The 26,991-nt window shown below is 57.1% G+C and carries 19 protein-coding genes; 17 read left to right on the top strand and 2 right to left on the bottom strand.

The annotated features are described in order from the left end of the window. Positions 1 to 68: 68 nt before the first annotated feature. From G7K71_RS16285 to G7K71_RS16220, 14 genes are all read left to right on the top strand, one after another. Positions 69 to 1,796: a [Fe-Fe] hydrogenase large subunit C-terminal domain-containing protein gene (locus G7K71_RS16285; RefSeq protein WP_166348773.1), complete on the top strand. Its 1,728-nt coding sequence runs from the start codon at positions 69 to 71 to the stop codon at positions 1,794 to 1,796. 73 nt (positions 1,797 to 1,869) lie between these two features. Further along, a complete protein-coding gene (locus G7K71_RS16280) occupies positions 1,870 to 3,000 on the top strand; it encodes a SpoIIE family protein phosphatase (protein WP_166348770.1) in 1,131 nt (376 codons plus the stop codon). A gap of 117 nt (positions 3,001 to 3,117) precedes the next feature. Then, positions 3,118 to 3,693 carry a 5-formyltetrahydrofolate cyclo-ligase gene (locus G7K71_RS16275; RefSeq protein WP_166348767.1) on the top strand — a complete coding sequence of 192 codons (576 nt, stop codon included), beginning with the start codon at positions 3,118 to 3,120 and terminating at the stop codon, positions 3,691 to 3,693. Positions 3,694 to 3,787: 94 nt separating this feature from the next. Next, positions 3,788 to 4,273, top strand: coding sequence for an NADH-quinone oxidoreductase subunit NuoE (nuoE, locus tag G7K71_RS16270; RefSeq protein WP_166348764.1), 486 nt, complete (start codon positions 3,788 to 3,790; stop codon positions 4,271 to 4,273). Positions 4,274 to 4,292: 19 nt separating this feature from the next. Continuing rightward, the gene (nuoF, locus tag G7K71_RS16265; RefSeq protein WP_166348761.1) at positions 4,293 to 6,245 is read left to right on the top strand and encodes an NADH-quinone oxidoreductase subunit NuoF; all 1,953 of its coding nucleotides are present in this window, start codon (positions 4,293 to 4,295) and stop codon (positions 6,243 to 6,245) included. 207 nt (positions 6,246 to 6,452) lie between these two features. Further along, positions 6,453 to 7,385 carry a 2Fe-2S iron-sulfur cluster-binding protein gene (locus tag G7K71_RS16260; RefSeq protein WP_166348758.1) on the top strand — a complete coding sequence of 311 codons (933 nt, stop codon included), beginning with the start codon at positions 6,453 to 6,455 and terminating at the stop codon, positions 7,383 to 7,385. Between the two features lie 137 nt (positions 7,386 to 7,522). After that, positions 7,523 to 10,210 carry a formate dehydrogenase subunit alpha gene (fdhF, locus tag G7K71_RS16255; protein ID WP_166348755.1) on the top strand — a complete coding sequence of 896 codons (2,688 nt, stop codon included), beginning with the start codon at positions 7,523 to 7,525 and terminating at the stop codon, positions 10,208 to 10,210. A 105-nt stretch (positions 10,211 to 10,315) separates the two neighbouring features. Continuing rightward, entirely contained in the window at positions 10,316 to 12,082 is a 1,767-nt protein-coding gene (locus tag G7K71_RS16250) for a sigma 54-interacting transcriptional regulator (RefSeq protein WP_313885031.1), read from the top strand. Positions 12,083 to 12,337: 255 nt separating this feature from the next. Next, positions 12,338 to 13,633 carry a Glu/Leu/Phe/Val dehydrogenase gene (locus G7K71_RS16245; RefSeq protein WP_166348752.1) on the top strand — a complete coding sequence of 432 codons (1,296 nt, stop codon included), beginning with the start codon at positions 12,338 to 12,340 and terminating at the stop codon, positions 13,631 to 13,633. Positions 13,634 to 14,044: 411 nt separating this feature from the next. Further along, positions 14,045 to 15,445, top strand: a complete 1,401-nt coding sequence (locus tag G7K71_RS16240; RefSeq protein WP_166348749.1) for an APC family permease — start codon at positions 14,045 to 14,047, stop codon at positions 15,443 to 15,445. Positions 15,446 to 15,587: 142 nt separating this feature from the next. Beyond that, positions 15,588 to 16,919, top strand: coding sequence for a 4-aminobutyrate--2-oxoglutarate transaminase (gene gabT, locus G7K71_RS16235; protein WP_166349571.1), 1,332 nt, complete (start codon positions 15,588 to 15,590; stop codon positions 16,917 to 16,919). Between the two features lie 31 nt (positions 16,920 to 16,950). Next, on the top strand, positions 16,951 to 18,708 hold the full coding sequence (locus G7K71_RS16230; RefSeq protein WP_166348746.1) for an aldehyde ferredoxin oxidoreductase family protein: 1,758 nt from the start codon (positions 16,951 to 16,953) through the stop codon (positions 18,706 to 18,708). Between the two features lie 522 nt (positions 18,709 to 19,230). Next, positions 19,231 to 19,815, top strand: coding sequence for a Uma2 family endonuclease (locus G7K71_RS16225; RefSeq protein WP_166348743.1), 585 nt, complete (start codon positions 19,231 to 19,233; stop codon positions 19,813 to 19,815). 17 nt (positions 19,816 to 19,832) lie between these two features. Next, positions 19,833 to 19,988 carry a hypothetical protein gene (locus G7K71_RS16220; protein ID WP_166348741.1) on the top strand — a complete coding sequence of 52 codons (156 nt, stop codon included), beginning with the start codon at positions 19,833 to 19,835 and terminating at the stop codon, positions 19,986 to 19,988. Positions 19,989 to 20,493: 505 nt separating this feature from the next. On the opposite strand, the gene G7K71_RS16215 is transcribed toward G7K71_RS16220, so the two are convergent. Continuing rightward, positions 20,494 to 21,924: a zinc ribbon domain-containing protein gene (locus G7K71_RS16215; RefSeq protein WP_166348738.1), complete on the bottom strand. Its 1,431-nt coding sequence runs from the start codon at positions 21,922 to 21,924 to the stop codon at positions 20,494 to 20,496. Further along, entirely contained in the window at positions 21,881 to 22,537 is a 657-nt protein-coding gene (locus tag G7K71_RS16210; protein WP_166348735.1) for an IS607 family transposase, read from the bottom strand. The genes G7K71_RS16215 and G7K71_RS16210 overlap by 44 nt, the downstream gene beginning before the upstream one ends. 184 nt (positions 22,538 to 22,721) lie before the next feature. Between G7K71_RS16210 and G7K71_RS16205 the strand changes: the two genes are divergently transcribed. Genes G7K71_RS16205 through G7K71_RS16195 form a run of 3 tightly spaced genes read left to right on the top strand, consistent with a single transcriptional unit; the run spans position 22,722 to position 26,839 of the window. Next, positions 22,722 to 23,894: an iron-containing alcohol dehydrogenase gene (locus tag G7K71_RS16205; protein WP_207713013.1), complete on the top strand. Its 1,173-nt coding sequence runs from the start codon at positions 22,722 to 22,724 to the stop codon at positions 23,892 to 23,894. After that, entirely contained in the window at positions 23,887 to 25,245 is a 1,359-nt protein-coding gene (locus G7K71_RS16200) for an ATP-binding protein (RefSeq protein WP_166348729.1), read from the top strand. Before G7K71_RS16205 ends, G7K71_RS16200 begins: the two co-directional genes overlap by 8 nt. A 37-nt stretch (positions 25,246 to 25,282) precedes the next feature. Continuing rightward, complete coding sequence (locus G7K71_RS16195; RefSeq protein WP_166348726.1) at positions 25,283 to 26,839, top strand: sigma-54 dependent transcriptional regulator; 1,557 nt, start codon at positions 25,283 to 25,285, stop codon at positions 26,837 to 26,839. The last annotated feature ends 152 nt before the right edge of the window (positions 26,840 to 26,991 follow it).

The following is a 26,991-nucleotide window of genomic DNA, read 5'->3' as shown; positions in this document are numbered from 1 at the left end:
CAGGAACCCCGTCCTTTGTCGTAGAATAGACTTCAAACACGTTTTCACGGTACGAGGGGGCGCTTTAAGTGGGTGAACAGACAACCTTTCCCATCACCACCGTGGCCGACCGCTGCCGGGACTGTTACCGCTGCATCCGTTCCTGTCCGGTCAAGGCCATCCGTATCGAGGCGGAAAACGACAAGCTGCGTGCCCGCATTGTGGAAGACCTTTGCGTCCTTTGCGGCCGGTGTGTTTTAACCTGCCCCCAGGGGGCGAAAAAGGTGTCCTCAAGCCAGGAGCGGGTTAAGAAATTGCTGGCCTGCGGCGACCCTGTGGTGGCCAGTGTGGCCCCTTCCTTTGCCGCCGTGCTGCCCCCCGGGTATGCCCTGGCCCTGCCCGCTATGCTCAAAGCCCTGGGATTTGCCCTGGTGCAGGAAACTTCCTGGGGGGCCGAACTGGTCTGCCGGGCGCAAAAGCAATTGCCCGGAGGCACATCGTACATTTCCACTGCCTGCCCGGTGGTGGTGAACCTGGTGGAAAAATACTACCCGGAGTTGATTTCCATGCTTGCTCCCCTGGTGTCCCCCATGGTGGCCCACGGGCGGTGGATCAAACAAAACCACCCGCAAAGCCGGGTGGTCTTCATCGGGCCCTGTATCGCCAAAAAAGAAGAAGCCAGGCAATTTCCCGATGCCATTGATGAGGTGCTGGGATTTGATGAACTCTGGCAGTGGTTCAAGGAGGAAGGGTTTTCCCCCGACCGATTTTCCCCGGCGGAATTTGATCCCCCCCGTCCCCATAAGGCCGTTCTATTTCCCGTGGAAGGCGGCCAGCTGCACACCTTGTCCATGAGCACCGATATGCTGAATGCCCGGGTGGTGGCCATCTCGGGGCTGGTCAACTGCATTGATTTCCTTTCCCAGCTGCAGCGGGGGGAAATCAAACACCCCCCGGCCTTCATGGAATTGCTGGCCTGTAACGGCGGGTGTATTGCCGGCCCCCTCATGGAGACTGCCGGGGATATTTTCGTGCGCCGCCAGAGGATTATTGAATACTTCCGGGCCAGGTCCTCCGCGGCTCCCCTCAAGGGGGACGAGGAGACCAAGCCCCTGCCCCTGGACGTGCTCCGGCGGCGCTATCGGGAACGCAAGATTTACCGGCCCGAACCGCCTGAGGAAGCCATCAAACAAATACTGGCGCAAACGGGCAAGTACACACCCCAGGACGAATTAAACTGCGGTGCCTGCGGCTACAACTCCTGCCGGGAAAAGGCCGCGGCGGTGTACTGGGGGATGGCCGAGGTGCAGATGTGCATCCCCTACATGCGGCGCCGGGCGGAATCCATGTCCAACCTGGTGATCAATGCCATGCCCAACGGCTGTATTATTGTGAACCGGCACCTGGAGATCCTGGAGGTAAACCCGGCGGCCCGGGAGATGTTTGGCTGGCAGGGGAAAGAAATTACCGGGCGGAAGCTGGATCAACTGCTCGATGCCACCAACTTCCGCCGGGTGCTGGCTACCGGGGAACCCTTGAACGTTTTGCATACCTATGACGAACACGACCGGATCATCCGGGAAGTAATCTTTCCCCTGGAAAAGGGGGAGGTTGTGGTGGGCATCCTGGTGGACATCACCCACGAGAAGCGCCAGCAGGAAGAGTTAAGGCAAATGAAGGCCCAGACCATCAAGCGGGCTCAGGAGGTCATTAACAAGCAGATGAAGGTGGCCCAGGAAATTGCCGGCCTGCTGGGGGAAACCACGGCGGAGACCAAGGTTTTGCTCAGCCAGTTAATTCGCCTGATGCAGGAGTAGTGGCTGTAGATAAGGGGGGTGAGCCGCTCTCTTCCCTCGAATAAAATCGGGGGTACTCCAGCGGCGAGTTTTCATGAAAATTTCCCTTGACATTGGGATGGCTCAGCTAAATAAGGCCGGGGAAGAGCTCTGCGGCGACAGCATCGAGGTGGTTCGAACCCGCTCTTCCACCATCGTGGTCCTCTCCGACGGCCTGGGCAGCGGGGTGAAGGCCAATATTCTCTCTTCTTTGACCACCAAAACTGCCGCCACCATGCTGCGCATGGGCGGGGAAATCGAAGAAGTCATTGAAACCCTGGTGCAGACCCTGCCCACCTGCAGGGTGCGCAAGCTGGCCTACAGCACCTTCTCCATCCTGCAGGTCATGGCCGGCGGCCGGGCTTATCTGGTGGAATACGACAACCCCAGGGCCTTCCTGGGCCACGGGGACCGGTTGAGGGAAATCAGCCGTATCCGGCGGGTGATCAATGACAAAGAAATTACGGAAGCTTTTTTCGATTTCCGGGAAGGGGACTGGCTGGTGCTGATCAGCGACGGGGTGGTGCACGCGGGTATTGGCGGCGTCCTTAACCGGGGCTGGGGCTGGGACGGGGTACGAACCTTTCTTTTGGAGCTGGCCGCCAAAAACATGGACGCGGCAGCCTGGGCAAAGGAATTAATCCAGCGGTGCCACCAGCTTTATACCGCCCGGCCGGGTGACGATACCAGCGTGGTGGTAGTGAAAGCCCTCGCCCCCCGTAAGGTGACGGTAATGATCGGGCCCCCCATGGACAGGTCCGCCGATGCCCTGGTGGTGGAAAAACTGGTGCGCTCGCCCGGGGTGAAGGTGGTCTGCGGGGGTAGCACGGCCAGCATTGTGGCCCGCGTTCTGGGCAGGGAAATAGAGGTGGACCTTTCCACCCGCAGCGACCGGGTGCCGCCGGTAGGCTTCATTGCCGGCATTGACCTGGTTACCGAAGGTACCCTGACCGTGCTTTACGCCCTGGAACACCTGCGCCAGGGTGTGCCCCTCGAAGATTTGCAGAAGGCCCGGGACGGCGCCAGCCGGCTGGCGGCCATCCTGCTCGGGGCGGACTTGATCCATTTTATCGTAGGGCTGGCCGTCAACCCGGCCGGGGATTGCACTTACAAACACCGGACTATCGAACAATTAATCCGTTTGCTCAGGAAAAAGGGGAAGGAAGTCACAGCGGAATACCGTTAATTATGATCCAGTGAATCGCCGGCTCATTAATGAAGGAACTTTTTCATTGCCGGCGAATTGTTTTCCCCGGGACTGATTAAAAATTTTTATTGAAATCTGACAGCTGGAGGATTTCTGGTGGGCAAGGGCGAATTAAGAAAGGATGTATTAAAAGCACGGGGCAGTCTTTCTCCGGAAGAAATAGCCGAAAAAAGCGGGCGGATTTTGCGCCGCGTGCTGTCCCTGGAGGAGTTTCAAAGGGCCCGGACTCTCATGGCCTATGTTGACTTCCGCAACGAGGTGCAGACCGGCGCCCTGATCATGGAATCCATGGCCCGGGGCAAAAGGGTGGCCGTGCCGGTGACCGATGTGGCCGGCAGGCGGCTCACCCCCTCCTTGTTGTTGGAATACCCGGGCGATCTGGCACCGGGAACCTGGGGCATTTTAGAACCCCGCCCGGAGTGCCTGCGCCCTCTGGAGCCCCAGGAACTGGATCTGGTGGTGGTGCCCGGGGTGGCCTTTGACCTGAAGGGCAACCGTTTGGGTTATGGCGGTGGCTTTTATGACCGCTTCCTGCCCCGCACCAGGCCGGATACTGTTTGGCTGGCCCTGGCTTTTGAGCTGCAGATCCGCCCGCAGGTTTATGCCGGCCCCCACGATTGCCCGGTGCACATTCTGGTTACCGAGGAGCGGGTTGTTTACACCCGCTGGTAAAGCCTGTGCACTTGTAATGCGCAGGCTGTTGGCTGTATTAGTAGCGGGTTTATTTACACCTGCAAGGGAGAGCAATGGGAGGAGGGAAATTTTGGTGAGCTGTCAGTGTGGATGCCAGGATGAAGCGGCCAAAAAAGAAGCCCTGGAGAAAGTTTTTGAGCAGTACCGGGGCACTAAAGGGGCGCTCATCCCGCTGTTGCAGGAAGCTCAGGAGATTTACGGGTACCTGCCCGGGGAAGTGATGCAAAGGATAGCCGCCGAGCTGAAAGTTCCCTTCAGCAAGGTCTTCGGGGTGGCCACCTTTTACGCCCAGTTTCACTTAAAACCCCGGGGGCGGAATATTATCAGAATCTGCCAGGGGACGGCCTGCCACGTGCGGGGGGCGGCCCGGGTATTTGAATCGGTATCGGAGAAGCTTGGCGTGGGCAGAAACGAAACCACCGCCGACCTGCGCTACACCCTGGAGACGGTGGCCTGCCTGGGTGCCTGCGGCCTGGCGCCGGTGATGATGGTCAACGAGGATACCCACGGCCGTCTGACCCCGGAGCGGGCGGCAGAAGTTCTCGAGCAGTACGAATAGAAAGGGGGCGGCGAGAGAAATGAAGTCATTAATGGATAAATGCTGTGAAAAGTGTTTCCATTCCCCGGCCAGCCCCTGCAAAGACTATATCAAATGCCGCCGGCAGGGGCCCCTGTGCCACGAGGATGAAAGCTGCCGGGCTAAATACAGGGCATTTCTGGAGGATATCCACCTGCCTGAAGACAGCTCCAGGCGGCAGATTCTCATTTGCGCCGGTACCGGCTGCACCTCCTCCGGTTCCCGCAAACTGGTGGATGCCCTGGTGGAAGAGCTCGCCAAGCAGGGTTTGCAGGACAAAGTATCGGTCAAAATCACCGGCTGCCACGGTTTCTGCGAGCAGGGTCCCTTAATGATCGTTGAGCCCCAGAAGGTTTTCTACACCCGGGTGCAGGTAGAGGATATTCCCGAGATTGTGGCCGGCCATCTGGTGGGAGGCCAGGTGGTTGAGCGCCTGCTCTACGTTGATCCCGCCACCGGTGAAAAATCCCTCACCTACGAGACCGTTCCCTTCTACGCCAAGCAAAAGCGCCTGGTGCTCGCCAACTGCGGGCACATCAATCCCGAAGAAATTGCCGACTATGTGGCCAATGACGGTTATCTGGCCCTGACCAGAGCCCTGTTTGAAATGACCCCCGAGCAGGTAATTGAAGAAGTAAAGATCTCCGGCCTGCGGGGCAGGGGCGGCGCCGGTTTTCCCACCGGGATGAAGTGGAGCTTTGTCCGCGCGGCGGAAGGGGACAAGAAGTATGTGGTCTGCAACGCCGACGAAGGGGACCCGGGCGCTTTTATGGACCGCAGCGTCCTGGAAGGGGATCCCCACGCGGTGCTGGAAGGGATGCTGATCTGCGGCTATGCCGTTGGTGCCGATGAAGGCTATATTTACGTGCGGGCCGAGTATCCCCTGGCCATTCACCGGCTCAAGATAGCCATTGCCCAGGCCGAGGAATGCGGCCTTTTAGGGGACAACATCCTCAATTCCGGGTTCAACTTCCGCATCAAGATCAAGGCCGGGGCAGGGGCCTTTGTTTGCGGCGAAGAGACGGCCCTTTTGACCTCCATTGAAGGCAACAGGGGCATGCCGCGGCCGAGACCGCCCTTCCCGGCGCAAAAAGGTTTATGGGGCAAGCCCACCAATATCAACAATGTGGAAACCTTTGCCAATGTGCCCCTGATCATCCGCAACGGCGGCGCCTGGTATGCCGCCATGGGCACGGAAAAGAGCAAGGGCACCAAGATTTTCGCCCTGACCGGCAGGGTGAACAACACCGGCCTGGTGGAAGTGCCCATGGGCATTACCATGCGGGAGATCATTTTTGGCGTGGGCGGCGGCATCCGGGACGGCAAGAGGTTCAAAGCCGTGCAGATCGGCGGGCCCTCCGGCGGCTGCCTGCCCGAGGAACAGCTGGACCTGCCCATCGACTACGAATCCCTCACCTCCGCAGGGGCCATCATGGGTTCCGGCGGCCTGGTGGTCATGGATGAAACCACCTGCATGGTGGATGTGGCCCGGTTCTTCTTGAACTTCACCCAGGCCGAATCCTGCGGCAAATGCACTCCCTGCCGGGAGGGCACCAAGCGCATGCTGGAAATCCTCACCCGCATCTGCGAAGGCCAGGGTAAGGAGGAGGACATCGAGACCCTGGAGCGGCTGGCCCGGGTGGTTAAAAACACGGCCCTGTGCGGCCTGGGACAGACCTGCCCCAACCCCATCCTGTCCACATTGCGCTACTTCCGGGACGAATACGAGGCCCATATCAGGGATAAACGCTGCCCGGCCCGCGTCTGCCAGGCGCTTTTGGTGTACACCATCAACGCCGAAAAGTGCACCGGCTGCGGCAGCTGTGCCCGCGCCTGTCCGGCCGGGGCCATCAGCGGCGAAAAGAAACAGCCCCACGTCATCGATATTTCCCGGTGCATCAAGTGCGGCAACTGCATGCAGAAGTGCAAGTTCGGCGCCGTGGAAAAGGCGTAAGCGACCGCTGACGGGTCTAATAATTTAAATTGCCGGAAGGTAATTGTTCAGTAAAACCGTCGCCACCGGCACGGTGCCGCGTTGTCCAAAGCGAGCCGTGGTGCTGTCAGCGCGTGACAACACGGCACCATAGCGGGATCGCTGAACATTTACGCCGGAAGGACGTAGTGATGTATCCGTTTCAGTGAGGAATGAGGGGGAATGCAAGTGGCCAATGTCACTTTAACCATAGACGGGAAAAAAGTGACCGTACCGGCCGGCACCACCGTGCTGGATGCGGCCCGGTCGGCGGGGATTTTCATCCCCACCCTGTGCCACGACCCGGCCATTCCGGGGTTTGGGGCCTGCCGCCTGTGCATCGTGGAGATACCTGGAATGCGCAACCTGCCGGCCTCCTGCGTGACCACCGTGGCCGAGGGGATGGTGGTCCACACCGCCTCGGAAGCGGTAATTGAGGCGCGGCGTACCATTATCGATTTGCTGCTGGCCAACCACCCCCAGGACTGCCTGACCTGCGAAAAAAACGGCGACTGCCGTTTGCAGGATTATGCCTTCATGTACGGGGTTCGACAGACCAGCTTTCACGGCGAGAGGAAAAATTACCCCCTGGATGATTCCAACCCCTACATCATCAGGGATCAAAATAAGTGCATCCTGTGCGGCAAGTGCGTGCGCACCTGCCAGGCCGTACCCGGGCGCAGCGTGATTGACTTCGGCTACCGGGGCTTTAACACCAGGGTGGTTACGGCCATGGACGTACCCCTCGGCGAGTCTGACTGTGTTTATTGCGCCCGCTGCGTGGCCGTCTGCCCGGTAGGGGCGTTGACCTACAGGCCCATGGCCGGCAAAGGGCGCACCTGGGAAATGCAAAAGAAACCCGTCACCTGCACTTTTTGTGAAAGCGGCTGTACCTTTGAGCTGAACATCAAAGACGGGAAAGTGATCGGCATTACAGCAAAAGAACCCGGCCCCGGCCGGCCCCTGTGCCTCAAAGGCCGCCTGGGCCTGGAGCTGCTCTACGTGGAAGAACCAATGACCCCCATGCTGAAAAAGGACGGCCAATTTGTGCCCGTACCCTGGGCCGAAGCCCTGGGGCTGGAGCGCCTTGTGGACAGGATGAAAGAAGTGGAAGGTAAGTAGGCACCCATGGCGCTTTCAGCGCCACCAGCAGAGGATGAAAATGGCTGCCGTTTTGAGTGCTGGGGTGTTGAGTGCCGGGCAAACCTGGCGAGGATGATAACAGTGATAAGAAATCATTTTGAAAGGGGGTTCCTAAATTGGCGGAAGTCACTTTGACCATAGATGGCCGGCAGGTGACCGTACCGGCCGGCACCACCGTGCTGGATGCGGCCCGGTCTGCAGGAATTTTCATCCCCACCCTTTGCCACGATCCGGAGCTCACCCCGTGGGGCGGCTGCCGCCTGTGCGTGGTGGAAATCGAGGGCATGCGCAACCTGCCGGCCTCCTGCGTCACCACCGCCACCAGCGGCATGGTGGTGCACACCGCCTCGCCGGCCGTAGTGGAAGCCCGGAAGACCATCATCGAGCTGCTGCTGGCCAATCACCCGCAGGACTGCCTGACCTGCGGTAGAAACGGCGACTGCCGCCTGCAGGATTACGCCTACATGTACGGCGTCCGGCAGGCCGGTTTTGCCGGGGAGCGCCACAGTTACCCCATTGAAGATGATAACCCCTTCATAGTGCGGGACTTGAATAAATGTATCCTGTGCGGCAAGTGCGTGCGGGCCTGCGCCGAAATCCAGGGCAAAAACGTAGTGGATTTTGCCTACCGGGGTTTCAACACCAAGGTTACCCCGGCCATGGACAGTACCCTGGCCGGTTCCGACTGCGTTTTTTGCGGCAACTGTGTGGCCGTCTGCCCGGTGGGGGCCCTGCAGGAAAAGGGCCTGCGTGCGGCAGCCCGCACCTGGGAAGTCAAGAAGGTGCGCACCACCTGTCCCTACTGCGGCACCGGTTGCACCTTTGATCTCAATGTAAAGGACGGCCGGGTGGTGGGGGTAACATCCTGTGACGGTGAAGTCAACGGGCGGGCCCTGTGCGTGAAAGGCCGTTTTGGTTACGGCTTTATTCACCACCCCGACCGCCTCACCAAACCCCTGATCAAGCGCAACGGGGTCTTTGAGGAAGCCAGCTGGGAAGAGGCCATCAACCTGGTGGCCGAAAGGCTGGGGGCAATTAAAAAAGAATACGGTTCCGTTGCCCTGGGGGTCCTGAGCTCGGCCCGGTGCACCAACGAAGAGAACTACTTGATGAGCAAGTTCACCAGGGCTGTGCTGGGAACCAACAACATCGACCATTGTGCCCGCCTCTGACACGCGCCTACTGTCGCCGGTCTGGCGGCAGCCTTTGGCAGCGGTGCCATGACCAACCCCATCGGAGATATTGGGGGAGCCGACTTTATCCTGGCCATTGGGACCAACACCACCGAGTCGCACCCGGTTATCGGCCTTCAGGTGAAAAAGGCCGTGCGCAACGGCGCCACCCTGGTGGTGGTGGACCCCCGCAGGACAGAGGTGGCCGGTCTGGCCCACCATCACCTGCAGTTGAAATCGGGCACGGACATCGCTCTTTTAAACGGCCTGGCCAATGTGATTATTTCCGAAGGCCTGGTGAACAAGGAATTTGTGGACACCCGCACCGAAGGGTTTGAAGCCCTCAAAGAGGCGGTGGCCAAATACACCCCCGAATATGTGGCGGAAATTACCGGTATCAGCCCCGGTGTGATCCGGGAAGTGGCCCGGGGTTATGCCACGGCCAGAAACGCCACCATTCTTTATACCATGGGCCTCACCCAGCACATCTGCGGCACCGACAACGTCCTTGCCGTGGCCAACCTGGCCATGCTCTGCGGGCACATCGGCAAGCCCCACAGCGGCGTGAATCCCCTGCGGGGGCAGAACAACGTCCAGGGAGCCTGCGACATGGGCGCCCTGCCCAACGTCCTCACAGGTTACCAGAGCGTTACCCTCGAGGATGTGCGGTCCAAGTTTGCCGCGGCCTGGGGGGTAGACGGGCTGCCGGCCACGCCCGGGCTAACCGTGGGCGAAATGATCGAAGCCGCCGCCCGGGGAGAAATCAAGGGGATGTACATCATGGGCGAAAACCCCGTGCTCTCCGACCCCGATGCCGATCACGTAGTTCACGCTTTAGAAAAGCTGGACTTTTTGGTGGTGCAGGACATCTTCCTTACCGAGACTGCCCGCCTGGCCGATGTGGTTTTGCCCGCAGCCAGTTTTGCCGAGAAGGACGGCACCTTTACCAACACCGAGCGCCGGGTTCAGCGGGTGCGCAAGGCCATTGAGCCCGTAGGGGAAGCCAAACCCGACTGGCAGATCATCTGCCTGGTGGCTGCGGCCATGGGTTATCCCATGCAGTACGGTTCGCCGGCGGAAATCATGGAGGAAATTGCCCGCCTCACCCCCTCCTACGGCGGCATTTCCTACCAGCGCCTGGAGAGCGGCAGCCTGGTCTGGCCCTGTCCCGCCCCCGATCACCCGGGAACGCCCATCCTGCACGCGGGCAAGTTTGCCCGGGGGTTGGGCAAGTTCCACCCGGTAGAATACGTACCCCCGGCCGAGCTGCCGGACGAAGAATATCCGCTCATCCTGAATACGGGGCGGCGGCACTTCCACTACCATACCGGGACCATGACCCTGCGTACCGGGGCCCTGGAGGAGTACTACGGCCGGGAGCACCTGGAGATCAATCCAGCCGACGCCCGGGTCCTGAACATTGCCGACGGCGAGCGGGTGCGGGTTATCTCCCGCCGGGGACAGGTGGAAGTAACCGCCCGGGTTGTAGATACCGTGCCGCCCGGCGTGGTCTTTACCTCCTTCCACTTCCCGGAGGTGGCCATCAACAAGCTGACCAACACGGCCCGGGACCCGGTGGCCAGAATACCGGAGTTAAAAGTCTGCGCCGTGCGGGTGGAGAAGATCGCCTGAGAGCATTTAAATAGGGGACCCAGCTTTCACCAGGGCTGGGTCCTATTTATCACGGACTTGTAAAAGGGTGCGCCGGTCACAAGTCACTGGCTTACGGCCGGCGCACTGCTTAGTTCGTCCAGGGGAGGGATTCATCTGAGGGAGGTATTTGCATTACTTGATCCCGTACCCGTGGGGTTGTTGCTGGTTGATGCCGGGGGAAGGGTGGAGTTTTTGAACCGGGCCGCCGAAGACCTCCTGGGTGTAGAAAGAAGTGCGGTTGCGGGGAGGCAACTTGGCGACGTATTACCCGCCGTCCTGGTGGAGCAGTTATGGCCGCAGGACGGTTCGCCTTCAGGCAGGAAGGTGGAAATAAACGGCCGGAAGGTGGCCGTGCAGGTCAACCCGCTGGTGGGGGAAGAGGGCGCCGGCGGGACGATGCTGGTTTTACAGGACATTTCCCTGTGCGAATCCTTGAGGGAAGCCAAGGAAGAGCTGGAAGCCATCTTTAACTCTTCTTACGACGAAATTTACGTTGTCGACGGCGAGGGCTACACCCGCAGGGTGAACAAGATTGGAGAAAGCTACTACGGGGTGGAAGTGGAAAAGATAATAGGTAAACATTACAGCGAAATGGAGGAGGAAGGTTATTTCAACCCATCCGTTTCGCGCCGGGTTTTTGAAGAAAGACGGCGGGTGACCATGGTCCAGCACACGAAGACGGGCAAGACTCTCATCGTTACAGGAAATCCGGTCTTTGATGAGTCGGGCAGGATCACCCGCATAGTGGTTAACTCCCGGGATGTTTCCGAGCTGATCAATTTAAAGCAGCGCCTGGAAGACACCGAACAGCTGGTGGACAACTACCGCCGGCTGGTGATGTACCTGCGGCAGGAAAAGCTGGAGAACACGGAAATTATCGCGGTCAGCCCCCAGATGAAACAGGTCCTGGACCTGGTGGACCGGGTGGCCCAGGTGGATTCCACCATCCTGATTACCGGCGAATCCGGTGTGGGCAAGGGCGTTATTGCTTCCCGCATTCACAGGTTGAGCAGGCGGCATAAAGGTCCCTTTATCACCATCAACTGTGGAGCCATACCCGAGAACCTGCTGGAATCGGAGCTGTTCGGCTATGAGCCCGGGGCCTTTACCGGAGCCAGGCGTGAGGGGAAGAAAGGCTTAATTGAAATGGGTGACGGGGGAACCGTTTTTCTGGATGAGGTGGCGGACCTGCCGTTGAACCTGCAGGTTAAGCTGCTGCAGGTAATTCAGGAAAAAAAGTTAATGCGCGTCGGGGGAAGCCAGCAAATCGCGGTGAATGTGAGATTTATCGCCGCCACCAACCGCGATATTCAAAAGATGGTCAGGGAAGGATTGTTCCGGGAGGATCTTTACTACCGGTTGAATGTAGTCCCGGTCACCATTCCTCCCCTGCGGTATCGCAAAGAAGATATTGTGCCCTTGATTGAGCATTTCGTCAATAAGTTTAATCTGAAATATGACATGAATAAACATTTTTCACCGGAAGTCCTGGACGTACTGGTGAAATACCACTGGCCCGGTAATGTAAGGGAAGTGGAAAACCTGGTGGAGCGGTTGATGGTTACCACCGACAGCAACCTTATTGAGACGGTGCATATTCCCGATTATATTATCAACTCCAGCGGCGAGCTTCCCGGCAGGGTATATGTGCTGGGGATATGCCCCTTGAAACAGGCCGTCGACGAGGTGGAAAGGCAGCTGATTATGCTGGCGTCACAGCGTTGCAAAACCACCTACGAAATGGCCAGCGCCCTGCAGGTCAACCAGTCAACCATCGTCAGAAAGATCCAGAAGTACCGCGTGTACCCCACGGGGAGCAAACAAAAGAAGCTCATGAAAAACACAAAATAATGCAATTGCGCATCACATGTAATCCTGTGTTGCATTATCAAAAGGGGACAAAGTGTAGGGAAGTGCCAGGTATCCCGGGTTTGTGTTAATTCGGGTTAATGCGTGTTTGCATCCATTCACTTAGTAAAAATTACAGAAGTCTTAAAAATGTTGCGCCAATTAAGATTATTAAGCCTGGCATGCTTCTTGCGCCCTTAAGGGGTAAAGCCTCCGGAGGGAAAGCTTCCGGGGCAAACCCTTAAGGGGAGTGATTTGATGAGCAAGCAGGTTAACAGTTTTGAACTGGCATGTAATCACGTCCTGTCGGCGGTGAAAAGGCTCAACCTCAACCCGGCGGTTTACGAAATTCTGCGCAGCCCGGAGCGGGTACTGACGGCGGCCATACCGGTGAAAATGGATGACGGCAGCATCAAGGTTTTTACCGGCTACCGGGTTCAGCACTGCAGTGTACTGGGTCCTTTTAAGGGGGGAATAAGGTTCCACCCGGATGTGGATATGGACGAGGTGAAAGCCCTCGCCCTGTGGATGACCATGAAGTGCGCCGTACTGGGGCTGCCCTACGGCGGCGCAAAGGGTGGAGTGACCTGCGACCCCAGGGAAATGTCCCTCGATGAACTGGAAAGGCTGAGCCGGGGTTATATCAAGGCCATGTACCCGCTGCTGGGACAGGAAAAGGATATCCCCGCCCCGGACGTTTATACCAACGCCCGGGTGATGACCTGGATGATGGACGAGTTTTCCGGGATCAAAGGGTATAACGAGTTTGGGGTTATTACCGGCAAGCCGCCGGTGGTAGGCGGATCCCTCGGACGGGAAGAGGCCACAGCCAGGGGTTGTGTCATTGCCGTGCGGGAAGCGGCCGCGGCGCTGGGGATCAGCTTAAACGGCGCCACCGCTGCCGTGCAGGGCTATGGCAACGTGGGGAGCATTGCCGCCAGGCTGCTGCACGAAATGGGCTGCCGCATTATTGCCGTATCCGACTCTTCCGGCGGCATCTACAACCCCAGGGGGCTCGACCCGGTGGCGGTGCTTCAATTCAAGAAAAATACGGGAACCGTGAAGGGGTATCCGGGCAGCCGTCCCATCAGCAACGAGGAGTTGCTGGCCTTAAGCTGTGACATTCTCATCCCGGCGGCCCTGGAAAACCAGATTACCGAACAAAACGCCCGGAATATTAAAGCCCGGATTATCGGCGAGGGAGCCAACGGCCCCACCACTCCCGGCGCAGACCGGATCTTGAATGAGAAAAAGATTTTTGTAATTCCCGATATTCTGGCCAATGCCGGCGGCGTAACCGTTTCCTACTTCGAGTGGGTGCAGAACAATACCGGTTACTACTGGTCTGAAGAAGAAGTGAACCGCCGTTTGGAGGAAAAAATGGTGGCAGCCTTTAAAGAAGTTTATCAAATGTACAGGGCCCATAAGGATCTGAATATGAGGGATTGTGCGTACCTGGTGGCCGTGCAGCGCCTGAGCGAGGCCATGTGGCTGCGGGGATGGCTGGGCAAGGGTGCCGAATATCAAGATAAGCGGGAAGCCGTACTTGCGTAAGAGCTTTGAAAAGCCTGCAAAAGTTGGTTGCCTTTACTCCGCACTCCGGAGTCGTGCTTGCTTAGGTGCTTTGAAAACCCGGGTCTATTTGTTGACTCGGGTTTTTTAGTTTAAGCTAATGCGCTATGGCATTAATCAATGCCAATATGCATTAGTCAGGCTGGTGCGGTTTCGGGAGAAAAAACGAACCGTTCTTTTAATCCTTAATGCTGGTGCGCATTTCTGATGTTTTTGTAAAATCACAAAAAGACAAAAATTTGTCCATTTTTCGCCATTTTGAACCGGGAATATGGTTTGCAAGACCTGTTTGTACTTCTGCTTGTCGGCGAAAGGTGGTGAAATCCCGGAAAATTCGCACATTCAGGCGTTGAACATCTGACAAAACTAAAGCATGCAGGAGGTTTTTAAGTAATGGCTCAGAAAGAAAGCTTTGCGCGGGTTTTAACCCGCAAAGACGTGCTGGCTCTGGCCTTTGGAGCCATGATTGGCTGGGGCTGGGTAGTCCTGGCGGGTACATGGGTTGAATCAGCAGGTTCCATAGGGGCAATGCTGGCCTTTCTCATTGGCAGCATTGTGGTTATTTTTGTGGGGTTAACTTATGCTGAATTGACACCGGCCATGCCCAAGGCGGGCGGTGAATTTGTGTTCAGTTTCCGCGCCATGGGTATCACCCCTTCCTTTATTTGCGGCTGGATCCTGGCGTTGGGTTATACCTCGGTGGTGGCCTTCGAAGCAGTGGCCCTGCCGACCGTGGTGGAGTATCTCATACCGGATTACAAGCACGGTTACCTCTGGACTGTGGCAGGCTGGGATGTGTACGCTTCCTGGGCACTTGTAGGCATAATTGGTTCCATTATCCTTACCATAATCAACTATGTAGGTATTAAGCCGGCAGCATTTTTGCAAGGAGTGCTTACATTATTAATTGCCGTTGTAGGCATTATGCTCATGACCGGTGCCCTGTTTAACGGCAACCCCGGCTATATGGAGCCCCTGTTCGTAGGCGGCATCAAAGGAATTTTTGTGGTTCTGATTATGACCCCTTTCATGTTTGTGGGTTTTGACGTCATCCCCCAGGCAGCGGAAGAAATGAACATTCCATTTAAGTCAATCGGGAAAATACTCCTCCTGTCCATTTTCCTGGCGGCTTTATGGTACATCATGGTCATTTTCAGCGTTTCCGTGGCGCTAACCGAGCAACAAATGCACGCTTCCAAGCTGCCCACCGCCGATGCCATGGCCGCCCTTTTTAAAGGCGGTTGGGCCGCCAAGTTGCTGATCCTGGGCGGCATTGGCGGCATCATTACCAGCTGGAACAGCTTTTTCGTGGGTGCCAGCCGGGTTATTTTCGCCATGGCCCGGGCCAAGCTGCTCCCCGATTTCCTGGGCCAGCTGCACCCCCGGTTCAAAACACCGGGTAACGCCATTTTGCTTGTTGGTGTGCTATCAACTCTGGCTCCCCTCCTGGGCCGCAAAATGCTGGTCTGGTTGGTGGATGCGGGCAGCCTGGCGACTATCGTGGCCTGGACAATGGTGGCAATATCATTTTTGATCCTGCGTTACCGCGAACCGGAGATGGAGCGGCCTTTCAGGGTTAGCTACGGCAAGCCGGTGGGGTTTTTGGCCGTAATTTTCAGCCTGGCCCTGGTTTTCCTGTACCTGCCCGGCAGTCCCGCTGCCCTGGTGTGGCCATATGAGTGGTTGATCTTCCTGGGTTGGTGCGCGTTGGGTGTGGTTTTCTACTTCTGGGCGCGGTCTTCCCACGCGCAAACCACTGCCATCATGCAGGAATTGTTGCAGGCTGAAAAGTAGAACGCCCTTGCAAGGGCCCTGGTTGGAACACCGGGGTTCCTTCGCGTTTATTAATTCGTGCGAAATGACTCCCGGCCGGGGTGAAGGAGCCTCTGGTTCCCCCCGGTCCGGAAATAAAAAATAGCAGGAGGTTTTGCATGTGATGCTTCAAAAAATTACTGCCGTACCCGGCCCTAAGTCAAGCAGCATGCTGGAAAGAAAGAACAAGTACGTCGCCCGGGGGATTTCCAATGCCACTCCCGTCTTCGTGGCAGAAGCAAAAGGAGCCCTGATCAGGGATGTGGACGGGAACGAATTTATTGACTTTTACGGCGGCATCGGCACCTTGAACGCCGGCCACTGTCCCGAGCCTGTGGTGGCCGCCATTAAAAGCCAGGCCGACAAGCTCCTGCACACCTGCTTTATGGTGACCATGTACGAGAACTATGTGGACCTGGCCGAAAAGCTGGCTTCTTTGTGTCCCGTCAAGGGAGAAGCTAAAAAGGTCATGTTTGCCAACAGCGGGGCGGAGGCGGTGGAAAACGCCGTCAAGATTGCCCGTTTTTATGCCAAAAAGCCTGGGATTATCTCATTTGAGTGCGCATTCCACGGCCGGACATTGATGACCATGAGTTTAACCAGCAAGGTGAAACCCTACAAGTTCGGCTTCGGCCCCTTTGCCCCGGAAGTCTACAAGGTTCCTTCCGCCTATTGCTACCGCTGTTACTACAACTCCACTTACCCTGGGTGCGGGCTGCACTGCCTGGAGAACTTCACCCGTTTTTTTGCCGCCGAAGTGGCGCCGGAAAATATCGCCGCCATGATTATCGAGCCGGTACAGGGTGAGGGTGGGTTCATTGTACCTCCGCCGGAGTTCCTGCCGGGCCTGCAGAAGCTCTGCGAAAAGCACGGCATCGTCTTTATTGTGGATGAAGTGCAGACCGGTTTTGCCCGGACCGGAAAGATGTTCGCCGTGGAGCACTGGGGCGTACAGCCCGACCTGATGACCGTGGCCAAGTCCATTGCTTCCGGGCTGCCCTTAAGCGGGGTGATCGGCCGGGCGGAGGTCATGGACGCGCCCGATCCGGGTCACATCGGCGGCACCTACGGCGGCAACCCCATTTCCTGTGCCGCGGCCCTGGCCACCATTGACTACATGCAGGAGCAGAAGCTGGCGGACCGGGCCGCCAAAATCGGGGAAATGGCCCTGGGGCGCCTGCGGGCCATGCAGGAAAAATACCCCCTCATTGGCGACGTACGCGGTCTGGGGGCCATGGTGGCCATGGAGCTGGTCAAGGACAGGAAAACCAAGGAACCGGCTAAAGAGGAGGCCGGCCGCATTATCCAGGAGTGCTACAAGCGCGGCCTGATCATCATCGGGGCGGGAATATTCAGCAATGTGGTGCGCATGCTCATGCCCCTGACCATTACGGACGAGCAGCTGGACCTGGGCTTCTCCATCCTGGAAGAAGTGGTGGCTGAAGTGGCCGGTTAAAACGGCCCGGCAAGTGGGAAGGAGGCTCAAAATGTACGGTTTTTACGGCAGGTTGCTGCGCCTGAACCTTTCGGACCGGTCCTCTGCGGTGGAGGAACTGCCGGAAAGCGTGTACCGGGACTACCTGGGCGGGAAAGGTCTGGGCACCTACCTGTTGCTGCGCGAACTGGAACCGGGAATAGATCCCCTCTCCTCGGCCAACAAGCTGATCATCACCGCCGGCCCCGCCACCGGCACGGTGCTGCCCGGCTCCAGCCGCTACGGGGTGTTCAGCAAATCCCCCCTGACCGGGCTTTACGCCGAGTCCTATGCCGGCGGGCGGGTGGCCCCGGCCATACGCCGCACTGGCTACGACGCGGTGATTGTCGAAGGTGCGGCTGATGCGCCCGTATACGTGGAAATCAGCGACCGGGGCGTGGTTTTCCACGATGCATCCCACCTGTGGGGAAAGGATACTTACGCTACGGAAGACGCAGTGCTTGCAGAGGTGGGCAGGGAAGGGGCCCAGGCCGTGGTTATCGGCCCGGCGGGGGAGAACCTGGTCAGGTTTGCCTGTATTGAAAACAATTACTGGCGCTCGGCGGGGCGCACCGGCATGGGTGCGGTGATGGGGTCCAAAAAGCTCAAAGCCCTGGTCTTCCACGGGGAGGCCGGCTGTGAGGCGGCCGATCCAGCCCTTTTGAAGGAGGCCGCCCGCCGCATCAGGGAAAAGGGCAGGGACAACCCGGGGGTCAAGGCCTACCAGACCTACGGCACCACTGTTATGGTAGGCACCATGAACGGCGCCAGGGCATTTCCGGCCCGCTACTGGTCCATGGGCACTGGTCCCGATTGGGAGAATTTAAGCGGGGATACGTTGCTCCAGAATTTTGAAGTCAGGGCCAGGGCCTGCCCCAACTGCTTCCTGACCTGCGGCAAGCTGACCACGGTGAAGGAAGGAAAACACGCCGGATTAAAGCTGGAAGGCCCCGAGTACGAAACCATTTATGCCTTCGGCGGGTTGTGCGGTATTAACAGGCTGGACGAGGTAATCTACCTCAACGACCTGTGCGACAGGCTTGGCATGGATACCATTACCGCCGGGAACCTGGTGGCGTTGATGATGGAGGCCGGGGAAAGGGGCCGGGTAAAAGGTTACCCAGCCTACGGGGATGCCGAAGGAGCGGCCCGCCTGCTGGAGGATATCGCCCACGCCCGCGGCCCGGGGGAATTGCTGGCCCAGGGCATAAAACGGGTGGCCACTGAGCTGGGCCTGGAGGACCTGGCCATTCACGTCAAGGGACTGGAGCCGGCCGGTTACGACCCCCGGGTGCTGAAGGGGATGGGCCTGGCCTACGCCACCTCGCCCAGGGGTGCCTGCCACCTGCGGGCCACCTTTTACAAGCCGGAACTGAGCGGGATGATCGACCCCTCCACCACCGAGGGGAAAGCCGCCCTCTTCATTGAATTTGAAAACCGGCTGACGGTTTTCAACACCATGATTTTCTGCGTCTTTTTCCGCGACCTGATCCAGTGGGACGACCTGGTGGCCATGATCAAGGGCAGCACCGGCTGGGAGTACACCCGGGAGGAGCTGGCCCGGCTGGCCGACCGTATTGTCACCGCCACGCGCCTCTTCAACACCAGGGAAGGCGCCACCCGGGCGGACGACATGCTGCCGCCCAGGTTCTTCAACGAGCCAATTAACGACGGCCGGGACATCATCACCAGGCAGGAGCTGGATATTATGCTGGACGACTACTACCGCCTGCGCGGCTGGGATCAAAACGGCGTTCCGCCTGGGAATTGAGAGTGATGCCCGTTGACCAGGTAACCGTTCCGCAGGCTGGTTTATGGGATAGTAGCTGCAAAACCTATCTTGTCGAATGGGAAATGTTCCATCCTCCACTGCCCCCCGCCGGGGGGTATTTTTTTAAATGGTTCTACCAGTAAGCATTACAGGTCCTAAAAAGCATTTCCGGCGGCCCTTTTTTCAAAGGAAATATACTGCCAGTGAAGGTATTTTTTCCCCGGCGGAGAATGGAATAAGTATCTGGGAGAGCAGAAGTATGATCTTTTCGCAAATAAAATAAGTAAATGTATTTAGCGATGAAAAAAGCATGGGAAAAGATAGGGTCCGGAAAGGGGCTATCTTACCTTACCGGTTGGTTAGATTGAGTAAAGGATTTAGCTACTACAAACGAGTGTAAAGTTGTAGCGAATCATTCGTTCGAAAGGGAAAAGAATGAAAGAAAGGGTAGAAGGTTCAAAATTATAAAAGAGCGGTTTACCAATTAGCGGGCAACCAAAAACGACAAAGGAGGAACCATCTTTGGCTTACCCACGACAAGAAGCAAACGGTGGCTATACCTACAGTGACTATTTAACCTGGCATGCTGGGGAAAGGTGGGAGATCATCGAAGGGTTTGCCCATCGCCTTGGCCCGGCGCCTTCACGGAGGCACCAGAAAGTGCTCACCGCCCTCCTGGGCGAATTTTACAATTACCTCAAGGGGAAAGATTGCGAGGTATACGCGGCTCCCTTTGACGTCCGCCTGCCTGCAGGGGAAGAAAAAGATGAAGAGATTAAAACCGTAGTGCAGCCGGACATAGTGGTGGTCTGCGATAAGAACAAATTAGACGACCGCGGTTGCAAAGGAAGCCCCGACCTGATCGTTGAGGTGACCTCCCCTGGGACGGCTTCCCTTGATTACATTAAAAAGCTTGCCCTTTACGAAAAGCACGGCGTGAAGGAATACTGGCTGGTTCACCCGGTAGACGGGATCGTTATGGTGTACAGGCTGGGTACTGACGGCAGGTACGGAAGGCCCGAGATATATGCCCGCGACCACGTGGTAAAAGTAAGTTTTTTTGAAGACTTTAATCTTTCCCTGAAGGAGATATTCGGGGATTCGTAAGTGGAACTTATTACCGGTTGCTTGTTAAGAAAGACCTGCACATCACCGGCGACGAATTGCGCCAGCGGTTCTGTGAAGTACGGGATGAAAAAGCCCGCGCGGGGGATTCGGCCGGGTTTTCCAGCGCATTACCTGCACCGCGCGGCAAAAAGACTGCCGGACCTACCTTCTAAACCAATACTGCCCCTATGCCTACATCTTCGAAACCAGTCCTGTTTCATTTTTGCTATCAACTTCTATCAAATAGCGATAAAAGTGACAGCAAAAGCAGTTTACGCTCTCCGAGAGGCCGGGTATCCCCACCTGCCCGGCTGACGGGGCAGGCGGACCACGGGCTTCTGGAGTCCCGCCCGAAACAGTGACCGCCAAACCGGTACGTCATCCGGCAGACCCAAAAGGCCCACCGTCTTTATCCAGCCCGACGGCTTCCAAACGGCGGGGTGGTGTTAACGCCCAAAGGCTCCCACCTGAAGAACAGAGACGGTTTGGCCGACCGGAATGCCGTTTCCCGTACCTTCCAGTGCAGGCTACCCGGCAGTGCTCAGTCCCCCGCAGGAAACCTCATCGTTAAAGCCCGCTTCGCGTGCGCCACTGCCAGCCAACGCACGTTCCATCGGAGCTTTCTCCCACCGGGCCAGTCCCTGCCCTTTCCCGGGAACATCCCGGGAGGATAAAGTGTTAACTGACTTGCTTTTGACGGTAACGCTCAAGTAGAATTTTTTTTACTTTTTTATACGGCGTGTACCTGGTTATCTCTTCGTCATGCAGTCTGGACTTAAGGTTCAGCGCGGCTACGCTATCCGCATCTGCTGCAAAACCGCATTTCTGACATTTAAAAACGTCCCCGCAGCGGTTCTTCGCGTCCACCCAGCCGCACATGGGGCACGTCTGGCTGGAGTACGCCGCATTCACCGGACCGGGGTCGGTGACGGAGTAAATGTAATTTTTGTATTCCAGCCGCTCTTTAATAATGCTGCGCTGCCAGCCGTTCACCTTGCGGGAGAGACCCCTGCTCCTGGCCTTCCCGCGCAGGTGGGCGAGGTCTTCGTAAGCAATTATCTTCGGTCGGCGTTCTTTGTAGAATTCGTTAAACGCCCGGTTGATTTCGTTCTCGCACCTGGTCCGGTATTTTTTGTTCCTTTTGGTTTGCTTGATAAGGCCCAGATTGTGTTTTAAGATCCGCCGGGCCTTGCTCGGGTCCTGCTCGAGGAACTTCCGGCGCAGCGCCCGGAGCTTGCCGCGCTTTCGGCTCTTGTCCAGGATATGGTCGGACATTTCCTGCAGGGCCTCACCGTATTCGGACCGGTATTTTCTGCCCGTGTCATCGGTGAACACTTCGGTCACGCCCAGGTCGATGCCCGCCTCTTCCTCACCGGGCGGGTAAGTCCGCGGTCCCCTGGTCAGGTGGATTTCTACCGCCTGCTCGTCAGGCAACAGTATCACCCGCAGGTTGCCTTCTACGGCATGTACCCCGGCCAGCGGGATGACCACCCTCTCGCCAGGGGTTAAAGTAGCCACGGCAATGTACTGCCGCTTTTCGGTAGCAAATACCCGGTACATCTGCTGATCGACGGCGAAACTGCGAGCTTTTTTGACGCGGGGCTTTTTGCCCAGGACGCGCCGAAAAACGCGCTTCAGGTACTTTCTCACTTTAGCGCGGCCTTCCACGTCCAGGTTTATCTCTTCGTTGGCCACGTCTTCGCCGGTGAAGACCGCCTGGATGCGTTTCCAGTCGCGGCTGTGCTTCTCGTGCCTGTACAGCAACCAGAAGGCGTAGTGCTTTTCTTCGTCGGTCAGCGCCTCAAAGCGGTAAAGGTATTCTTTGACTTCGACAATGGCAGCCTCCCACTGCCTCTCCAGGGTGTAAAGAGCATCGTCTAAAGCCAGCTTCCACTGCCGGGCCTGCAGGCCAAAAGGGCTTACAAAACCCGCTGAAACTAATTCGTCCCGCAGCTTCCGCTTTTCGCCCAGATAGTGCAGGTATTTTACATGCCCGTACTCCACCAGGAAGGCGTCCTTCTGCCGGGCATATGCTTCTGCCGTCTCAGTTATCCTGGCCCACTTCTCATTGTTCAGCGGCAGGCTCTTTTGTTTTACCGTCTGCTGCACCGGCCAGCGCCTCCCTTACCGTTTTGGTCAGTTTTCGGGCCTTGTAGGTCCTCTGGCCGTAGAGTTTGGCCGCAAAATGCTGGACGATGCTGATCAGGTCTTCGGTCAACTCCTGGGCCGGGGACATGTCTTCGGCCTTGTTGACCACCAGTATTTCGCAGCCGAATTTGGCGAACAGGTCTTCAAAAAAGTCAAAGCCGAACCGCACCAGGCAGTCCTTGTGGGCAACGATAACAGTTTTGACTTCTCCCCGGGTGACCATGCCGCATAACTTCAGGAAATTCTTGCGCTTATAATTGAGGGCGGAGCCGACGTCGGCAAGTATTTCGCCCACGGTCAACCCCTTGCCGGCGGCAAAGTCCTTCAGGTACTCAAGCTGGTTTTCCAGGTCCGGTTTCCGGCCGGCTGATGACACCCGGGCGTATAAAACGATTTTCTCTGGTTCCTGGCGGTTCTTTATGCCCAGTGCCCGGTAAAGCATTTCTTCAGTGTACCTGCGTTTGTTAGTCGGCGTACGTAACGCAACCAGTTTACCTTCTTTATCCCAAGCGCGGAGCGTTGATACGCTGACGCCAAGTTTTTCGGCAAACTCGCTTATTGTGTAAAGTTTCATAAAACACCACCTGATATTAATTTATATCAGATGGTGTTGGTTGGCAATACCCGTTTGAGATAATTATTACAAGGGAAGAAGCTGTTTTCTACCTCCTTTCCCAGGAGGTGTTTTTTTCCGACAGGAAGTTTCCCGGTGATAGAGAATTAAAACAATTAGAAAAAATTTTATGGAGAGAAAGCCCATGCGGATGATCAGTAAATTTGTGGCTCCCGAAATTATTTTCGGCCTGGGGGCCTTGAGCCAGGTGGGTGAAAGCGCCCTGCGCCTGGGAGCGACCAAACTTTTTGTCATCAGTGACCCGGGGGTGGTGGCCAACCGGTGGGTGGACAAGGCCATCGACCGGCTCAAGGAGGCCGGCCTTTCCTTTGAGGTGTGGTTCGAGGTGACCAGCAACCCGAAGGATTACGAGGTGATCGAAGGGGTCAAGCGCTACCAGGACACGGGCTGCGATGCCATTCTGGCCGTGGGAGGAGGCAGCCCCATCGACGTGGCCAAGGCCGTGGCCATCCTGGCCACCAACGGGGGGGTTATCCAGGATTATGAAGGGGTCAACAAGATCACCCGCCCCCTCCCGCCGTTGCTGGTTGTGCCCACCACGGCCGGTTCGGGGTCCGAGGTCACCCAGTTTGCCATTATCGTTGACACCCGGCGCAAGGTTAAAATGACCATTATTTCCAAATCCCTGGTGCCCGACATAGCCATTATCGACCCCGTGGTACTCCAGACCAAGGACGCCAGGCTGACGGCTGCCACCGGGCTGGATGCTTTAAGCCACGCCATCGAGTCCTTTGTATCCCTGGCCGCAACCCCCCTTACCGACGTAAATGCCTTAAATGCCATACGCCTGGTGGCCAGGTACCTGCGTCCATCGGTTGCCTGCCGCTCCAACCTGGAGGCCAAGTCGGCCATGACCATGGCTGCTTTGCAGGCCGGTCTGGCCTTCTCCAACGCCATTTTAGGGGCCACCCATGCCATGGCCCACCAGCTGGACGCGCAGCTGGACTTGCATCATGGAGAAACCAATGCCATCCTTTTGCCATATGTAATGGAGTTTAACATGATCGCCTGTGTGGAAAAATTCGCCCGGATAGCTGAGGCCATGGGCGAGAATATTGCAGGACTGAGTACATGGGAGGCGGCGGAAAGGGCCATCCAGGCGGTGCGCAGGCTGGCCCGGGATCTTGACATACCGGATAAAATTACCGTGGGGAACCTGTCGGAGGAGCGTATAAACAATCTTGCCCAAAACGCCCTGAAAGACGCCTGCATTATTACCAACCCGCGGGATGTAACAGAAAGGGATTTGCATAACCTTTTTGCTCTGACCTTGAAGAGAGGGATTCAGGTTGATTGACGACAAAGCCAGGCTGATTGAGAATTTGACGGGGGTCAGGTCATCCAAGCTGAATTATTACGTGGAGCTGAAAAAACGCAACCGGGAAATTGTTATCCAGAACCGCCGCCTGGAGATCATCCACCAGTTGAGCCGGGATATCAATATCGATATGTCCCTGGAAATGATCGTGCAAAGAGTTTATGAAAACCTTCCCCTGGTTATTCCGTGTGATTTTCTGGGCCTGATCACGCTGGAAGGCAGTGAGCTGCGCCTGGTGGCCACGCAGCCTCCGCTGCCGTGCAACGGCCTGGTGGTGCCCCGGAATTCGGTGCTCTGGGAGACCATTAGAAAACAGCAAGAACAGGTGTACCTGTGTGTTGCCGGCGACGGGAAACTTCTTGAGGAGCTTCCCGTGCGGCAGTTCGAGCTCAACTGCCTGATCTTGGACCCTCTTAAAGTGAAGCAAAACATCATTGGTATGCTGGTGATCGGCACCCGGGAAAAGAATATCTACTCCCAAAATGATTTAACTTTTGCCCGGCAGCTGGCGGATCAGCTGGCCATCTGCGTCCAGAACCGCCGGCTTTACGAGGAAGTGGTCCAGGCCAAGCGGGAATGGGAGGAAGCCTTCCGGGCGCGGGTGCAAATGCAGGCTCAACTGATCCAGTCGGCCAAGCTGGCGGCCATAGGTGAAATGGCTGCGGGAGTGGCCCACGAACTTAACAGTCCCATGACCGTGATCATTGGCAACGCCCAGATGCTGCAGCGTGAGCTTGAGCCTGAACACCCGGCTTCCCAGTTGCTCAAGGATATCGTTACCTGCGGCCTGCGCTGCAAAAAAATAATCCAGAACCTGCTCACCTTTGCCCGCCAGGAGCCGCCGGTGGTAGCTCCCACCGACCTCAATGAGGTGGTGGAAAGGGTGCTGAGCCTGGTTAAATATCAGATTAACCGGACCGGGATCAATGTCTGCACGGACCTGGCCCCGGACCTGCCCAGGGTGGCCGCCAACGGGCAGCAGCTCGACCAGGTCTTGATCAACCTGTTGCTCAATGCCCGGGATGCTTTAGAAGGGGTGGAAAGGGAAAGGTATATTCATATCCGCACCGGGGTGCGCAGGGATGAAAACGGGCGGCGTTGTGCAGTCGTGACTGTTCAGGATAACGGGCAGGGAATTTCCCCTGAAAATATGAGCCGGGTGTTTGATCCCTTTTTTACGACAAAGGAAGCTTCCCGGGGTACCGGGCTGGGGTTGAGCGTGAGCCTTGGCATTGCCCGGGCCCACGGAGGGACCATCGAAGTAGAGAGCCGGCCGGGTGAGGGAAGCACCTTTACGCTGGTCCTCCCTTTGGAGGAGGGCCGGTCCTAGATTTTTCTAAATTCAGCTTGCTCCCGGAGGGATTATTTTGTCTTTACAGGCACGTATCCTGGTGGTAGATGATGAAGTTGAGGTAGGTACCTTTTTCCGTTGCCTGCTGGAAAGAAAAGGGTACCGGGTAACCGTAGCTGCAAGTGGCCAGGAGGCCCGCGAGGCCATTAACGACCAGAAGTTTCACGTGGCGGTGGTTGATTTAAAGCTGCCCGATTTCGACGGCCTGTTCCTGCTCCAGGAGATAAAAAAGGTACAGCCCGGCTGTGAAGTCATAATCATGACGGGATACAGCACCACCAGGACGGCCGTGAGGGCCATTCAACTGGGGGCTTACGATTACATTGAGAAGCCTTTCGAGGACATTTCGCAAATCGAGGCCTTGATCGATAAAGCCCTTGATTTTGCCGGTGGTGCTGAAGAGAGGAAAAAAAGGCTTTCCACCGCCGAATGGGGTCATATTGCCGCCCGGGCGGGAATAATTGTCGGGAACAGCCGGGCCATGAACCAGCTTCTTTCCGTGGCTTTTAAAATTGCCCGCAAGGATGTTAACGTCCTGATCCAGGGGGAAACCGGCACCGGCAAGGAAGTGCTGGCCCGCTTCATCCATGCGGCCAGCCACCGGAGCGACCGCCCCTTTATTCCCGTTAACTGCGGAGCGCTGCCGGAAAATCTTCTGGAAAGCGAGTTGTTTGGCCATGAAAAGGGTGCGTTTACAGGTGCCACCGGCCAGCGCAGGGGTATTTTCGAACTGGCCAACCATGGTACACTATTCCTGGATGAAATTGGTGAGGCCAGCCTGTCCATCCAGGTTAAGCTCCTCCGGGTGCTGGAAACCGGGGAGTTCATGCGGGTGGGGGGAGAAAAGCCCATTAAAACCGATGTTCGCGTAATTGCCGCCACCAATGTGGATCTGGAGCAGGCCGTCAGGGAAAAAAGCTTCCGGGAAGATTTATTTTACCGGCTTGACGTGGTGCGGCTGCATCTTCCCCCTTTAAGGGAACGCAAAGAAGATATTCCGGTGCTGGTCAATCATTTTTTAAATGAGCTTGCCGGACATGGAACAGGTCAGAGTATAAAAATCTCCCCTGAAGCAATGAAAATCATGATGCAATATTCCTGGCCGGGCAACGTGCGGGAACTGGTTAATGCCATCCACCAGGCCGCGGCCCTGTGCGACGGCACGGTAATTTTACCCGGGCACCTCTCCAACCGCATAACCGGTGCCCTGAACCGGTTCCCCAAAGCGGGGCCGGCGTCCCCGGATGATCAGCCGGAAGCCTCACCTTTTTTAGCGCAACTGCAAAACCTGGTGCGTTCAAAGGATTTCCTGTCCGGCCTCGAGGACGGGGAACTGCCACGGGTTTTTCATTTGTTAAAGGTACTGGAAAAAAGGGTGCTGGAGGTGATGTCCCGCAGGGGCCTGCCCTGCCCGCCTCCCGCAACCATTGAAGAGATGGAAAGGGAAGCCATCAATCAGGCCCTGAGTTATTCCCGCGGCAATATTACCCTGGCCGCACGCATACTGGGTATCGGCCGGAATACCCTCTACCGGAAATTAAAAGAAATGCAGGGCGAGGCAAGAAACAGCTGATTACAGGGGACGTCGTCGCACCCTCGCTCCGGCGCTTCCCGTGATGTACACCCTGTGTCCGGTATCCACCGGCAAGTTTGGCTTTTCACACACGGCAGACCAACCGCTTTCCCGCCGAAAGCGGTTTTTTTCTTGAGAGGGCCGCTTCAAAA

This window comes from Desulfofundulus sp. TPOSR, assembly GCF_011393055.1.
GTDB classification, from domain to species: Bacteria; Bacillota; Desulfotomaculia; order Desulfotomaculales; family Desulfovirgulaceae; genus Desulfofundulus; species Desulfofundulus kuznetsovii.
Note: the sequence above shows the minus strand (reverse complement) of the source record. Positions and strands in the feature narration are given on the sequence as shown.

Bases quoted from the DNA above. Each gene is read 5' to 3' on its own strand.
- G7K71_RS16280 (WP_166348770.1), top strand. From the start codon at position 1,870: ATGAAAATTTCCCTTGACATTGGGATGGCTCAGCTAAATAAGGCCGGG.
- nuoF (WP_166348761.1), top strand. From the start codon at position 4,293: ATGAAGTCATTAATGGATAAATGCTGTGAAAAGTGTTTCCATTCCCCG.
- G7K71_RS16245 (WP_166348752.1), top strand. From the start codon at position 12,338: ATGAGCAAGCAGGTTAACAGTTTTGAACTGGCATGTAATCACGTCCTG.
- G7K71_RS16240 (WP_166348749.1), top strand. From the start codon at position 14,045: ATGGCTCAGAAAGAAAGCTTTGCGCGGGTTTTAACCCGCAAAGACGTG.
- gabT (WP_166349571.1), top strand. From the start codon at position 15,588: ATGCTTCAAAAAATTACTGCCGTACCCGGCCCTAAGTCAAGCAGCATG.
- G7K71_RS16230 (WP_166348746.1), top strand. From the start codon at position 16,951: ATGTACGGTTTTTACGGCAGGTTGCTGCGCCTGAACCTTTCGGACCGG.
- G7K71_RS16210 (WP_166348735.1), bottom strand. From the start codon at position 22,537: ATGAAACTTTACACAATAAGCGAGTTTGCCGAAAAACTTGGCGTCAGC.
- G7K71_RS16205 (WP_207713013.1), top strand. From the start codon at position 22,722: ATGCGGATGATCAGTAAATTTGTGGCTCCCGAAATTATTTTCGGCCTG.